Below are 12,862 nucleotides of genomic sequence, written 5' to 3'. Positions count from 1 at the left end.
CGGCCTATTTCAATTCGTCAGATGACCTCCGCGAACCGCGGCGTCGAGCCCGCGTTTTCCGAACTCACGCTCAAGACCACGCCGCCGCGCGCGCCGCGCCACCTGCTCGCGCGCGAGCGGCTGAATCTCGCGAGCGAGCCCTTGCGCAATCAGAGCGCGATCGTCGTGCAAGCGCCGCCCGGCTTCGGCAAGACGCTCCTGCTCGCACAATGGCGGCGCGAGCATCTCGCGCATGGCGCCGCCGTCGCGTGGGTGTCGGCCGATGCGCACGACGACCCGCAACGCTTCCTGCACAGCCTCGTGCTCGCCGTGCGCATGGGTGGCGCCCGGCCCGAGTTCGGACGCACGCTGCTCGAAAGCACCTATGCCACGCCCGGCGACACCGAGGGCCTGACCGGCTGGCTCGCGGAGGTCTCGCAATCGGCGCTCGATCTCGTGCTCATCGTCGATGAAGCCGAGCGGCTCTCGCCGGTGGGCAGCACGGCGCTGCTCTATCTGCTGCACAACGCGCCTGCGAACCTGCGCATTGTCGTGGCGGCGCGCAGCGGCTTCGAGACCGCCGTGGACGAGCTGAGCGCGTATGGCCAGTGCGTCTGCCTCGGACCCGAAGCGCTGCGCTTTCGCCTCGACGAAACCCTGGCGCTCATGCGCCGGCGCTTTGGCGACCGTGTGGACACCAACAGTTGCGCGCGCCTGCACGAGCTCACCGACGGCTGGCCGCTCGGCCTGCAGCTCGCGCTCGCCGCGATGGAAAAGAGCGGCGACCCGCGCGGCGTCATCGACGCGATATCGGGTCAGGCGGGCCAGCAAGGCGAGCATCTGGTGGGCAGCCTGCTCGCGCGGCTCGCGCCGCAAGACGTCGCGTTCCTCACGCGGCTCGCACTCGTCGACATGCTGCATCCCGACCTGTGCCGCGCACTGCTCGACGATCCGCAAGCCCCGGCGCAACTCGCGCGGCTCATGCGCGATGCGCCCATCTTCATGGTCAGCGGCGGCAGCGACTGGTGCCGCCTGCATACACTCGCCCGCGCGGCGCTCAGCGCGCGCCTGGCCGAGCTTGCGCCCGACGAGCTTGCCGGCCTGCACCGGCGCGCGATGCACTGGCTCGCCGCGCACGGGATCCATGAGGAGGCGGCACGCCACGCGCACGCGGCCGGCGAACGCGACGTGGCGTTCGAACTGGCGGGCCGCTCGCTCTACGGCGCGGTCATGCAGGGGCGCCTCGCCGCCGCACTCGAATGGCTCGATCTGCTGCCCAAGGAGGAACTCGACCGGCATCCGGACCTGCGCCTCGCCGCGGCCTGGGCGCTCGCGCTCAGCGAACGCCACGCCCAGGCCGGTCAGCTCGTGGCGCCGATGGCCGACGCACCCGATTGCGCGCCCGAGCGGCGCTACGAATGCGCGCTCATCCTGAGCGCGGCGCAGTACTACGCCGACGATCCCGACCGCTTCGTCGCGCTCCTCGCGCCATGGCGCGAACCGCCGCCGCTCGCCGAACCGCGCCAGCTCCAGACGCACGCGAACCGCCTCGCGATGGCCGCGCTGCTGCAGGGCGAGCCGGCCAACGCGCGCCGCCATTTGCAGCTCACACCACGCGGCGAGTTCGGCAAAGCGCATCGCTACGCCGCGCACTGGGGCGAATTCGTCACCGGCTTGAGCTACCTGAGCGAAGGCCAGGCCGTCCTCGCCGAGACCGTGCTGCGCCCCGCGCTGACGAGCGCCGAAGCCGAACTCGGCCGCCGCCATCCGCTGCCCTGTATGCTCGCGGCGGTGTTGGCAGCCGCCCTCTTCGAGCGCGATGGCGTGGACGAAGCCGATGCGCTGCTCGCGAACCGGCTCGACGTGCTCGAACGCTCCGGCTCCGCCGAGACTTCGCTGATCGCTTATGTGTGCGCCGCGCGCGTGGCACAAGCCCAAGGCGTGGAGCGGCGCGCGCTCGATCTGCTCGCGGCGATGCACGCCGCCGGCACGGCGCGCGCGTTGCCTCGCCTGTCGATCGCCAGTCTCGCTGAGCGCGTGCGCATCCATGCGGGCCACGGGCACGCCGAAACGTGCCGTGCATTGAGCGCGCAACTCGATGCACTCGTCGAGCAGTCCGAAGGATCGCACGGCCCGCTCTGGCGCCGCGACGTGGCGTTGCGCCAGACCATGACGCAGGCGTACACGGCGCTGGCCGGGCAGGACGGCTCCCGCGCGCTCGAACGACTCGCCCGGGCGCAGGCGCTGGCCGACGAAATGAAGCTCGGGCGCGAGCGCATCGAGATCATGGGACTGCGCGCGCTCGCCAGCAAAGCCCATGGCGAAGACGGCCTGCCGCTGCTGCGCGAGGCGATCGGGCTGACCGGCACCTATGGCCTCGTGCGCGTTTTCGCCGATGCGCATCCGGCACTGGCCGACTGGGTGCGCAGCCTGGCGGCGCAAGACGGCGGTGAGCAGGCCGCCGCGCGCGTGGCTCAGCCCGCGGGGCAGCCCCGGCGCGCGCACGCTGCGCCGCGCGCCGTGCCGAGCATGGTGCTCACGCCCAAGGAACGCGAAGTCCTCGAATTGCTCGCGCGCAATCTCTCCAACAAGGAGATCGCGCAGGCAATCGGCGTGGGGGAAGTCACCGCCAAGTGGCATGTGAAGAACCTGTTCGGCAAGCTGAGCGCGAGCACACGCAAACATGCCGTGCTGCGCGCTCAATTGCTAGGGTTGCTGGAAAGCGCCGATTGAGTCGGACGCGGGCTTGACACGCATGACGAGCGAAAAGGCGCCTCGATGCAGGCCCATTGTGTGAAATGCGCCGCCCGCGCGCTTGACCCTGCGCGCCAGGACGTGACGCGAGACGACACGCGCACGCGCTCATGGTTATTCCCCACAGACGAGGCGCCGGCGCGACGGTAGCCTATGCAAACGGGCTTGCGCCCGCGCAATCGTCGTTGAAGCCCTCCTTGTGACCCCATGCCCATCCTGGTTCGAAGCGCGTCCCTGACCAAGTATTCGGAGATTGCCCGCCACGTGGGCATCGATCCGGTCCGCGCGCTGCGCGAGGCAGGGCTCGATCCGTCCTGCCTCACGACGCCCGATCTGCGCATTCCCGAAGCGAGCCTCGCGCGCGTGTTCGAGGTCTCGCTGGCGAGCGGCGCCGGGCGCGCCGAGAGCCGCACGCTCGGCGCGCGCATCGGCGAGGCCTGGCGGCTGTCCGACTTCGGCTCGCTCAGCCTCTTGCTCCAGCATCAACCCACGCTGCGCGAGGCGCTTGCGCGCATCGAGCCCTACCGGCACATGCTGAGCGATTCCGTATCGGTTCAGGTCGAGGAAGTCGAGAACACCGCGGCGCTGCACGTCGCACTCGTCACCGCGCGCCCGGATCCAGGGCCGGAGATCGTGGAATTAACGGTCGGCGCCGTACTGAGTCTCGTGCGCGCGATGCTCGGCGCCCAGTACGCGCCGCGCGCCGTGCATTTCGCCCATGCAGCGCCCGAGCGTCTTCAGGTGCATCGACGTTTCTTCGGCGCGCGCATCGAATTCGGCAGCGAATTCGACGGCATCGTGCTGGCACGCGCCGATCTCGACCGCGCGAATCCGCTCGCCGACGTCCATCTCGCACGCTACGCCCAAGATCTGCTCGATCTGCAGCCGCGTTTTGGCGAGGTATCGCTCGCCGACGACGTGCGCCGCGCGATCCATCTGCTGTTGCCGCGCGGCGCGGGCGCGATCGAGCCCGTGAGCGAGCGCCTCGGCCTCACGCCGCGCACGCTGCAGCGACAGCTCGAACAACGTGGCGAGCGGTTTTCTTCACTCGTGAACGAAGTGCGGGCGTCGCTGGCAATGCGCTACCTGGCACAACCGCGTCAATCGGTGTCCGATATCAGCGACCGGCTGGGGTTTTCCGAGCCCAGTGCGTTTTCGCGCTGGTTTAGCGCGGAATTCGGCCAACCGCCAAGCCGCTGGCGCACCGCCTGCTTCGCACGCGGCCGGGACGGGCACTGAGCACCACGGTCGCGCGCCGTCTTCACTCAGGCCGTATCGAGCGCGATCATCAGTTGTCCTTCAACTATCCTGACCGGCAGGACGCTCAAACACAATGCCCCTGCACCCGGCATGCGGCCCGTGCGCAGATCGAAGCGCAATCCGTGCGCCGGACAGGTGAGCACGCTGCCGTCGAGGCGCCCGTTGGCAAGCGACGCACCGTTGTGCGGACAACTATTTTCGATGGCGCGCAACTGGCCGGCCACGTTGAAGACCACCACACTGCGCCCATCGACGAACGCAAGCTTGCGTTGTCCCTCTTCCAGGCTGTCCGCTGCGCCGATTGCCACTTCACGCATGATGGTGCGCCTCCACGATCTCCACGATCTCCACGATCTCCGCGATCTCGACGAACAAGCCGATCAGGTTCAGGTCCATGTCCAGGTTGTGATGCGAATTCCAGCTCGACATGTTACGCGCCTCGCCCGCCCGCCTGGCGATGTGTGCGTTTGTCAAATTGTGGCGCGATAGGTCAAGCGCGTCGCCGCCATCGTGCCGACAATCGCGAGCAGGCCAATCGTTGGCGCTGACGTGTCTGGACGATTCCGCTGCGGTAATTGAGCCGATGCGTGCAACCTTCAATATCCATGGGGATGTCACCATGCACATCAAACTCCTCACCTGCTCGATCGGCGCCGAACTCCGGGGCGTGAGTATCGCCGACGTGGCGAAAGACGACGCCCTGTTTGCCGAAGTCAAAGCGCTGCTGCTCAGGCATCGGGTGCTGTTTTTCCGCGACCAGGAGATCACGCGCGCCGACCATGTGGCGTTCGCGAGCCGCTTCGGCAATCTGGAGGACCACCCGGTCGCGAACACGGTGCCGGGCTATCCGGGCCTGATCGAGATCTACAAGAGCGAGAAGCGCGACCATTTCGAAAATACCTACCACAGCGATGCATCGTGGCGGGCCAATCCGCCCAAGGGTGCGGTGCTGCGCTGCATTTCGTGCCCCGAGGTAGGTGGCGATACGATCTGGGTAAACATGGTGGAGGCGTACAGGAACCTGCCCGACGACATCAAGACCCGGATCGAAGGCCTGCGCGCCAAGCACGGGATCGAGCATTCGTTCGGCGCGGTCATGACGGCCGAGGAGCGCGAAGAGCTGGTGCGCAAGTACCCGCTGGTCGATCACCCGGTCGTGCGCACGCACCCGGAAACGGGCGAGAAAGTCCTCTACGTAGGCCCGTTCTCGACTCACTTCATCAACTACCATACCCCGGAGAACGTGCGCTTCGGGCAGGACAAGACGCCTGGCGCGAGCCTGCTGCTGAACTACCTGATCAGCCAGGCGGCGATTCCCGAGTACCAGGTGCGCTTTCGCTGGGAACCGGGCAGCGTCGCGATCTGGGACAACATGGCGACGCAGCACTACGCAGTCAGCGACTACTGGCCGGCGCCGCGCCGGATGGAGCGCGCGACCATCATGGGCGACCGGCCGTTCTGATCGCCGCACAGCGTCCCAAGGCGTCACGACACGCGGACCCACCGCCATGCAACCCGTCGACAAGCTGATACGCAGCGCGAGCCTGAACGGCTACGTCGAACTGGTGGAGTCGCTTGGGCGCGATCCCTATGCCTTCCTGCGCGGGGTCGGCATCGCGGCGCGCGTGCTCGACAACCCCGAAGCGCTGATCCCGAGCCATACCGTCCGCGAACTGCTCGAAACCACCGCACGCGACACCGGCGTGGAGGATTTCGCGCTGCGGCTCGCGGCGCGGCGCACGCTCTCGAACCTCGGGCCCATCTCGCTGGTGCTGAAGGACGAGCCAACCCCGCGTCAGGCGCTCGATACGCTGTGCCGCTACGAGAAGCTGCTGAGCGCCACGCTGATCACGCGCATCGAGGACGCCGGACAGTCCGTCGTGATCCGTGAAGAACTGCTGCCGAGACCCGGGCTGAACACACGCCAGGCGATGGAACTCGCGGTCGGCGTGAAAATGGGTATGCTGCGCGAGCTGATCGGCCCGCAGTGGCGGCCGCAGCAGGTTTGCTTCACGCATCGCCCTGCGGCCGACATCGCGCCCTACCGGGCCTTCTTCGGCCGCAATCCGATGTTCAACCAGCCCTTCAACGGACTCGTCTGCGCGACGGCCGACCTGTCGATGCCGCGCACGCGCGACGATCCGGGGCCCGCGTATTTCGCACGCGATTATCTGGAGAGCGCGCTGCGGCGCCGCCATGAAGGCATCCGCGAAGCCTGCCGCGAAGTGATCCTGGCCCTGCTCCCCGGCGGACGATGCACGGCGCAACTGGTCGCGCAGCATCTGCGCATCGATCGCCGCACGCTGCACCGCCACCTTGGCGACGAAGGCCTGACATTCTCGGCGATGCTCAACCAGCTACGCTCGGAACTGGCGATGCGCCACTTGCTCGAGAGCGACCTGCCCGTCGGCGAGGTTGCCGTGCTGCTGGGCTTTTCCGCACACAGCAGTTTCAGTCACTGGTTCCGTGCCGCCTTCGGCTGCAGCGTCTCGCACTGGCGCAGGCAATCGACTGGCCGGCATGCACCGGCCGATTGATAAGGCTAACTAATCAAGCCGTCTTGCGCAGGAAGCCCTGATTGCCGCCGTTGCGGTTCGGTGCGAAGCCGTTCGCGTGCAGCGATTCTTCCACCGTGTCGTAGAACACGCCAATCTTGCTGATCTCACGCGCCTCTTTCGCGGTCGCGATCTCGCGGCCAAATTCGCGCGAGATGCGCACGAGCTGCTCGATCTGCTTCACGGTGCTCTGCTTTTCGGTGCGCGACTGGTTCCACAGGCAGTCTTCCGTGCCGCAGCGTACGTGCAGGCCCATCGCCATGCCCATCATGTTGACCGGCAGCACGTTGCGCACGTTGCTCTCCACCGTCACCACCGCACCGTCGGGCACCGCGCGCATGAAGTTGCCCAGGCTGTAGATGTTCGGCGTGTCCATGCCGCCCGCGATCGCCACCCAGTTCATGACCAGCGGGCCCTTGTAGAAGCCCCGGCGCATCAGCCGCTCCACCGACTCGAAGCTGTTCAGGTTGTAGCACTGAAACGCGCTCTGGATACCCTTGGCCGTGAGGCGGCGCACGTGCTCCTCGACCCAACCCGGCTGGGCAGGCACCGTCATTTCCTTGTACGCGTTGAAGAGCGCCGGGTTCTCGCGCGAGGTGCCCTTGAAGTCCGCGTCTTCGGCCTGATCGGTGACGTTCATCTGCGAAGTGTTGACCGTCACCGTGACCTGGTCCGGCGTGGGGTCCAGTTCGGCCAGCATGTGGCGGGTGTCGTCGGACAGCCACTTCGCCGCCTGGCCCTCGTTTTCCGGTGCGAACGAGATCGAGCCGCCCACCTGGATGATCATTTCGGGCACTGCCTTGCGCACGCCGGAGATCAACTCGTTGAACTTCGAAAGGCGCTTGCTGCCCTTGCCGTCGAGTTCGCGCACGTGCAGGTGCAGCACCGTCGCGCCCGCGTTATAGCAGTCCACTGCCTTCTGGATCTGCGCCTCCATCGTGACCGGAATGTCCTCCGGAAAGTCGCTGGGCAACCAGCCCGGCGCATAGGGCGCGGCGGTGATGATCAGGGGCTGCTGGTTCTCGGGGAAGAGGTGGCCGTCGAGAAAGTTCATGATGCGTCTCCAGGGGGAATGGCTGCTGTCTCATCAGCAGGCGCGGTCTTCGATGAAGCCGGATGCGCTGTTTTACGCGGCGCGTCCGGCTTCGTATCCATGCTCACGAGTATCCGCAGTCCCCCTGCTTCCCACTTGCTTATCGGGGGCAATCGCTTGCTTTGTTGGGACATCGGCGAACCGCGCTCCGATGCGCGCCGTGTTCGCCACACGAGCGCATCGAGCGCGAGTGCCCTCAGCCCGTCCGCGCCACGCCGGACCCTGTTGTCCATCAGCATGACTAAAGTCCGGTACGCCGCCCCGCCCGTTCGAGATCGCCCGCGTAATGCCGCCTGCCCAGCGCAAACATCAGCATCGAGACGAGCGCAACGCAGGGCAGCACGTGCAACGCACCGTGCAGCCCGATATGGTCCGCGACGAAACCCGTGACGAAAGGACCGGGCGCCATGCCAAGCAGGCTGTTCGCGAGCGTGAGCGTCGCGAACACGGAGGCGTGAATGGCTGCGGGCGTGACGTTGGCCACCATCGCCCCGGATGGCCCATTGGTGCCGGACACGACGAACATCGCCACCGCAATCAGCACGAGCTGCATATTGCCGATGGAAACGCGCAAAGCGATCGCGAGCAGCAAGGCCGAGATCGCGCAATACGCCATGGCGATGCCCCACTTCCTGTTGGGGTTGCTCATGCTCGCGCGATCCGCGAGCATTCCGCACAGGACCATTCCCAGCCCGTTGACGAGGACGAATCCCGCCGCCATCACGCCGGCGCGTGCCGGCGACATGCCGTAATAACGATTGAGATAGCTAGGCAGCCACGCGTAAAGCGAGCCGCCGACAAAAACCTGCAAGCCGCTGCCCAGATAGGCAAAACGTGCGGAGACCGAAGTAAATAGCCCTTCGAAGACGATCCGGGCACTCTGAGCGAGACGCATAGGGTCCGGCGCCGCGCCGTGCTTTTGTTCGATGAGATGCGGCGCGAGGCGCGCCTCGGTCACGATCACGCGATAGAGCACGACCAGCGCGACGCCAAAACCGGCCATGGCGCCGAACGCCCAGCGCCATCCCAGGTGCGCCATGATCACGCCGCCGAGCGCCATGCCGATGACCGAGCCGAGCGCGGCACCCGCCATGAAGCTCGCGGTCAGCGACGAGCGCAGGTGCGCCGGGAAGATGCTCATGATCAACGCGGGACCGACCGCGCCATAGGACGCCTCGCCTAGCCCGACCAGCGCGCGTGCCAGCAGCATGTTGCCGTAGCTTGTCGAGAGCGCGCAGCCGAGCGTCGCGAGACTCCAGAGCGCCGCCATCAGGACGATGCTGCGAACGCGCCCCCAGCGGTCGGCGAGTATCGAGAGCGGCAGCGTCAGTACGCCGACCATCAGCGCAACCACACTGTTGAACGAACCGAGCTGCGCGTCGGAGAGATTCCAGACCGCCTTGAGCGCCGGGAAGACGGCGTTGAGCACCTGCCTCGACATGTAGTCGGACAGCATCAGGCCGATGGTGAGCACGAGCACGATCCACGTATAGGGGTGCGGGGCCGTGCGCACGGCCAGATCGTGTCTCGCGCGAGAATCGGCGCGCGGGATATCCATGGTGTCTCCTTTGATTGTATTTGTGGCTGTACGGCTCCGCCTGGGCGTCCGCGGCTCGTTGCCTATCGCACGCCTTTAGAACCGGTGGCCCATGCCGACGATCGCCAGGATCTGGTGGTTGTTCGACGACGGCGTCGCGGGGCCGATTTCCGCCACTGCGGACATTCCCAGCGAATTCGTTCCCGCCGCATGCTGGTATATCGTCCCGCCGTAGAAATCGGTGCGCTTCGAAATCAGGTAGTCGAAACCGAGATCGACTTGCTGGTAGCGCGCGTTGTTGACGCCCGATGAATGGGTGTACGCGTACGATGCGCCAAGCAGCAATGTCGGCGTCACCATGTATTTGAAATTCAGCTCGCCGATGTTGAAGGTTTCGTCTCCACGGTAGCCGGCTTCCGTCGCGCTCAAACCGGCGACCGCCGTTGCTCCGAGGTCGGTATAGCGCGTGTTGCTGTAGATGGCGGCAATCGTCGCGCTGCCGAGCGTGTATGCGGCACCCGCGGAGAGTATCTTTTGTGCGCCGGCCGACGCGTAACCCGCGTTCACCGGACTCCACATATTGCTGCCGGTCCCGCTCGACGAGGGGTTGTTGCCGTAGAACGAATAGTTGGGCTGGTTGGCAACTTGATAGCCCAGCCCCAACGTAATGGCGCCGTTCACATACCCTGCACCGAGCGCCCAGATCTGATGCTGGGCCGTCGAGCCCGGCACGCCGCCGAAGCTGTACATGGCCGACCCGGTGAACCCATTGATCCTGGGCGTCGTGTAGATCACGGCATTGTTCACGCGATTGAAGCTGTCGAGGTTATCCACATCGCCGGGATGCGCGCCATAGCCCGAACCGCTAAAGGCCCAGCCGCCGCCCGACGTCAGCGGCCCGCCGACATACCAGTAGCCGCTCGAATACTGGCGGCCGAAAGTCAACGTTCCCGCATTGCCGGCAACCCCCACGTAGGCTTGACGGCCGAAAAGGGCGCCGCCCTGCAAAGCCGCACCGTTATTGTTGGAAAACCCGCTTTCAATCGCGAAGAGCGTTTTGACACCGCCGCCCAGATCCTCGGTTCCGGTCAAGCCCCAGCGATTCGCGGTCTTCGCGCCACTGGTCATGAAGTATTGATGCTGGCCGTTGGCGTTCGAGTTGAATGTCAATGCATCGTCAACCACGCCGTACAACGCAATGCTGCTCTGCGCGTGCGCCGCGGAAATCGACAGCAGCAGCGAAATCCCGCCTGCATATTTTTTCACCTGCCCCCTCCATTTATTTAGATTAACTAATTTTTTATGAATCTCGTCGGCGCAACGCGCGCGTGCGCCGTCCCCTCTCGTGCGCGATCAGGCGATCTTGCGCAGATAGCCTTGTTGCCTGCCGCTATGGTTGGGTGCGAAGCCGTTGGCCGCCAGGGTTTCTTCCACCGTGTCGTAGAACACGCCGATCTTGCAGATCTCCCGCGCCTCTTTCGCCGTGGCGATCGGCCGGCCGAACTCGCGCGAGATGCGCACCAGTTGCTCGATCTGCGCAACCGTGCCCATCCTGGCCGTGCGCGACTGGTTCCACAGGTTGTCCTCGGTGCCGGTGCGCACGTGCAGGCCCATCGCGATACCCATCATGTTCACCGGCAGCACGTTGAGCACTGAGCTTTCGACCGTCAGCACCGCGCCATCGGGCACCGCGCGCACGAAGTTGGCCAGGTTGTAGAGGTTCGGCGCGTCCATGCCGCCGCCGATGGCGACCCAGTTCAGCACCAGCGGACCCTTGTAGATGCCGCGGCGCATCAGCCGCTCCACCGATTCGAAGCTGTTGATGTTGTAGCACTGGAACTCGCTCTGAATGCCGGCGGCCGTGAGGCGGCGGATATGCTCCTCGGCCCAGCCTGGCTGCGCGGGCACCGTCATTTCCTTGTAGGCGTTGAACACCACCGGATCTTCCATCGAGGTGCCCTCGATGTCGCGTGCGTCGAACTGCTCGAGAAAATTCATCTGCGAGGTGTTGATCGTCACCGTCACCTGATCGGGCTTGGGGTCCAGTTCGGCCAGCATATGGCGGGTGTCGTCCGAAAGCCACTTGGCGGCCGCGCCCTCGGTTTCCGGCGCGAAACTGATCGAACCGCCCACCTGAATAATCATCTCGGGCACGCGCGCGCGCACCCCGGCGATCAGCTCGTTGAACTTCGAGAGACGCTTGCTGCCCTTGCCGTCGAGTTCGCGCACGTGCAGGTGCAACACCGTCGCGCCCGCGTTGTAACAGTCCACCGCCTTCTGAATCTGCGCCTCCATCGTGACGGGAATGTCCTCGGGAAAGTCCGAGGGCAGCCACGAAGGCGCGTAGGGTGCGGCGGTAATGATCAGCGGTTGCTGGTTTTCGGGGAACAGGTGTCCGTCGAGAAAGTTCATGGCGTGTCTCCTGGATCAACAAAGAATGGATAGCGGGATTCGGGACTGCGCCCGGAGCATCGTGTCGCCGGCAAGGCCGGCGTGCCCTTTACCCCGCATGGCGTCGGGGAGTCGAGTCGTTCCCGAAGAATATCGCCGCCAGATCGGCGGCAATGTATTATTCGGGACATAAGATGTCTAAATTGGGACACCGCCATGCAGCGATTCATGCTCACGATCCGCAGCGCAAGCCTCACGGGCTATGACGATCTCGCTCGCCATGTCGGGCTGGATCCGGCACGTATGCTGCGCAAGGTCGGCTTGCGCGCCCGCGACCTCGTCGATCCCGACGCGCCCATCAGCACCGCTGCGGTACGCGAGCTACTCGAGAACAGTGCCGTAGCGGCCAACGTGGAAGATTTCGGCTTGCGGCTGGCGATGCGCCGCCGGCTGTCCAACCTCGGACCGATCAGCGCCGTGATGATGGAAGCGCCCACGGCTCGGGAAGCCCTTGAGAGCCTGTGCCGTTACACGCGCCTGATCAATGCCTCGCTACTGACACGCATTGAAGATCACGGCGACACCGTACTGATTCGCGAGAACATTCTGGTGAACGACAAGAATCCGGTGCGGCAGTCCATCGAAATGGCCGTCGGCGTGCTTTATCGGAGCATGAAGGAGATTCTTGGACCGAACTGGCGGCCGCGCAGCGTCTGCTTCGAGCACCGCCCGCCCGATAGCGCGACATGCCACAAGAGCTTCTTTGGCCTCGCCGTCGATTTCAATTCGAGCGTCAATGGCATCGTCTGCCACGCCAGGGATCTGGCCGCGTATCGGCCCGCCAGCGATTCGCAGATGGCGCTCTATGCGCGCCGCTTTCTGGATCAGGCGTTGTCGGGCGTGAACGACAGCGCGACGCATACCATTCGCCAGGTCATCGTTGCGATGCTGCCCAATGGCCGATGCACGGCAGACCAGGTGGCAAGGCACCTGGGCGTGGACCGTCGCACCTTGCATCGGCGGCTCGCCGCCGAGGACACGAGCTTTTCGTCGCTGCTTCAGACCGTCCGGGGCGAACTCGCCTCGCGGCAAATCCGCGACAGCGACCGCTCGCTCTCCGAACTCGCGGATCTGCTCGGCTTTTCCACCTCGAGCGCGCTTGCTTTCTGGTTCCGGAAGCACTTTGGCATGACGGTTTCGAAATGGCGGGAAGCTCAGCAGTGAACGGCTAGCGGTGGCCTCGCGTCGCGCGAGCAACGCGGCCACCTTGCCTGCATCGTCGGGTTCGCCGTT

The 12,862-nt window shown here is 65.6% G+C and carries 10 protein-coding genes; 5 read left to right on the top strand and 5 right to left on the bottom strand.

Annotated elements, in window-relative coordinates:
• Positions 1–21 precede the first annotated feature (21 nt).
• Both B0G62_RS23675 and B0G62_RS23670 read left to right on the top strand, forming a co-directional pair.
• Positions 22–2,712, top strand: a complete 2,691-nt coding sequence (locus tag B0G62_RS23675) for a winged helix-turn-helix domain-containing protein (protein ID WP_103706635.1) — start codon at positions 22–24, stop codon at positions 2,710–2,712.
• 228 nt (positions 2,713–2,940) lie between these two features.
• A complete protein-coding gene (locus B0G62_RS23670; protein ID WP_103706634.1) occupies positions 2,941–3,972 on the top strand; it encodes an AraC family transcriptional regulator in 1,032 nt (343 codons plus the stop codon).
• Between the two features lie 26 nt (positions 3,973–3,998).
• Here the strand turns inward: B0G62_RS23670 and B0G62_RS23665 are convergent, their stop codons facing one another.
• Complete coding sequence (locus B0G62_RS23665) at positions 3,999–4,310, bottom strand: Rieske (2Fe-2S) protein (RefSeq protein ID WP_103706633.1); 312 nt, start codon at positions 4,308–4,310, stop codon at positions 3,999–4,001.
• Between the two features lie 302 nt (positions 4,311–4,612).
• Between B0G62_RS23665 and B0G62_RS23660 the strand changes: the two genes are divergently transcribed.
• Together B0G62_RS23660 and B0G62_RS23655 are read left to right on the top strand one after the other, a co-directional pair.
• Positions 4,613–5,455 (top strand): TauD/TfdA dioxygenase family protein, encoded by an 843-nt coding sequence (locus tag B0G62_RS23660; protein ID WP_103706661.1) that lies wholly within the window; start codon positions 4,613–4,615, stop codon positions 5,453–5,455.
• 46 nt (positions 5,456–5,501) lie between these two features.
• A complete protein-coding gene (locus tag B0G62_RS23655; RefSeq protein WP_103706632.1) occupies positions 5,502–6,530 on the top strand; it encodes an AraC family transcriptional regulator in 1,029 nt (342 codons plus the stop codon).
• Between the two features lie 13 nt (positions 6,531–6,543).
• Here B0G62_RS23655 and B0G62_RS23650 read toward each other — a convergent pair whose 3' ends face one another.
• The 4 genes from B0G62_RS23650 to B0G62_RS23635 all read right to left on the bottom strand — a co-directional run bounded on the left by B0G62_RS23650 (position 6,544) and on the right by B0G62_RS23635 (position 11,590).
• Positions 6,544–7,602, bottom strand: coding sequence for a beta-keto acid cleavage family enzyme (locus tag B0G62_RS23650; RefSeq protein ID WP_103706631.1), 1,059 nt, complete (start codon positions 7,600–7,602; stop codon positions 6,544–6,546).
• 280 nt (positions 7,603–7,882) lie between these two features.
• Complete coding sequence (locus B0G62_RS23645) at positions 7,883–9,199, bottom strand: MFS transporter (protein ID WP_103706630.1); 1,317 nt, start codon at positions 9,197–9,199, stop codon at positions 7,883–7,885.
• A 75-nt stretch (positions 9,200–9,274) separates the two neighbouring features.
• Positions 9,275–10,444, bottom strand: a complete 1,170-nt coding sequence (locus B0G62_RS23640) for a porin (protein WP_103706629.1) — start codon at positions 10,442–10,444, stop codon at positions 9,275–9,277.
• An 87-nt stretch (positions 10,445–10,531) separates the two neighbouring features.
• The gene (locus B0G62_RS23635) at positions 10,532–11,590 is read right to left on the bottom strand and encodes a beta-keto acid cleavage family enzyme (RefSeq protein WP_103706628.1); all 1,059 of its coding nucleotides are present in this window, start codon (positions 11,588–11,590) and stop codon (positions 10,532–10,534) included.
• An 81-nt stretch (positions 11,591–11,671) separates the two neighbouring features.
• Here B0G62_RS23635 and B0G62_RS23630 point away from each other — a divergent pair, with 81 nt between their 5' ends.
• A complete protein-coding gene (locus B0G62_RS23630; RefSeq protein ID WP_244193348.1) occupies positions 11,672–12,793 on the top strand; it encodes an AraC family transcriptional regulator in 1,122 nt (373 codons plus the stop codon).
• The last annotated feature ends 69 nt before the right edge of the window (positions 12,794–12,862 follow it).

The organism is Paraburkholderia eburnea, assembly GCF_002917095.1.
Lineage (GTDB): Bacteria > Pseudomonadota > Gammaproteobacteria > Burkholderiales > Burkholderiaceae > Paraburkholderia > Paraburkholderia eburnea.
Note: the sequence above shows the minus strand (reverse complement) of the source record. Positions and strands in the feature narration are given on the sequence as shown.

Excerpts from the sequence above, each read along its gene's own strand:
- B0G62_RS23675 (WP_103706635.1), top strand. The coding sequence starts at position 22 with ATGACCTCCGCGAACCGCGGCGTCGAGCCCGCGTTTTCCGAACTCACG.
- B0G62_RS23670 (WP_103706634.1), top strand. The coding sequence starts at position 2,941 with ATGCCCATCCTGGTTCGAAGCGCGTCCCTGACCAAGTATTCGGAGATT.
- B0G62_RS23665 (WP_103706633.1), bottom strand. The coding sequence starts at position 4,310 with ATGCGTGAAGTGGCAATCGGCGCAGCGGACAGCCTGGAAGAGGGACAA.
- B0G62_RS23660 (WP_103706661.1), top strand. The coding sequence starts at position 4,613 with ATGCACATCAAACTCCTCACCTGCTCGATCGGCGCCGAACTCCGGGGC.
- B0G62_RS23655 (WP_103706632.1), top strand. The coding sequence starts at position 5,502 with ATGCAACCCGTCGACAAGCTGATACGCAGCGCGAGCCTGAACGGCTAC.
- B0G62_RS23650 (WP_103706631.1), bottom strand. The coding sequence starts at position 7,602 with ATGAACTTTCTCGACGGCCACCTCTTCCCCGAGAACCAGCAGCCCCTG.
- B0G62_RS23645 (WP_103706630.1), bottom strand. The coding sequence starts at position 9,199 with ATGGATATCCCGCGCGCCGATTCTCGCGCGAGACACGATCTGGCCGTG.
- B0G62_RS23635 (WP_103706628.1), bottom strand. The coding sequence starts at position 11,590 with ATGAACTTTCTCGACGGACACCTGTTCCCCGAAAACCAGCAACCGCTG.